The sequence below is a fragment of the Paenibacillus kribbensis genome (assembly GCF_001705305.1).
In the GTDB taxonomy this organism is placed as follows: domain Bacteria; phylum Bacillota; class Bacilli; order Paenibacillales; family Paenibacillaceae; genus Paenibacillus; species Paenibacillus kribbensis_B.
Window position 1 is genome coordinate 1 of sequence record NZ_MCBP01000051.1, and the last position, 627, is coordinate 627.

The 627-nt window shown below is 55.5% G+C and carries 1 rRNA gene; it reads left to right on the forward strand.

Features of this window, described 5'->3' with window-relative positions:
• Positions 1–627 (forward strand): 23S ribosomal RNA (locus tag BAZ21_RS27505); the annotation flags it as partial.

Here is a 627-nt window from a genome sequence, read left to right on the forward strand (position 1 = left end):
CCTTGGGATACCACCCTGATCGTATCTAGGTTCTAACTTGGTACCGTAAGCCGGTACGAGGACAGTGTCAGGTGGGCAGTTTGACTGGGGCGGTCGCCTCCTAAAGAGTAACGGAGGCGCCCCAAGGTTCCCTCAGAATGGTTGGAAATCATTCGAAGAGTGCAAAGGCAGAAGGGAGCTTGACTGCGAGACCTACAAGTCGAGCAGGGACGAAAGTCGGGCTTAGTGATCCGGTGGTACCGCATGGAAGGGCCATCGCTCAACGGATAAAAGCTACCCTGGGGATAACAGGCTTATCTCCCCCAAGAGTCCACATCGACGGGGAGGTTTGGCACCTCGATGTCGGCTCATCGCATCCTGGGGCTGAAGTAGGTCCCAAGGGTTGGGCTGTTCGCCCATTAAAGCGGTACGCGAGCTGGGTTCAGAACGTCGTGAGACAGTTCGGTCCCTATCTGTCGTGGGCGTAGGAAATTTGAGAGGAGCTGTCCTTAGTACGAGAGGACCGGGATGGACGTACCGCTGGTGTACCAGTTGTTTCGCCAGAAGCACAGCTGGGTAGCTATGTACGGAAGGGATAAGCGCTGAAAGCATCTAAGCGTGAAGCCCCCCTCAAGATGAGATTTCCCA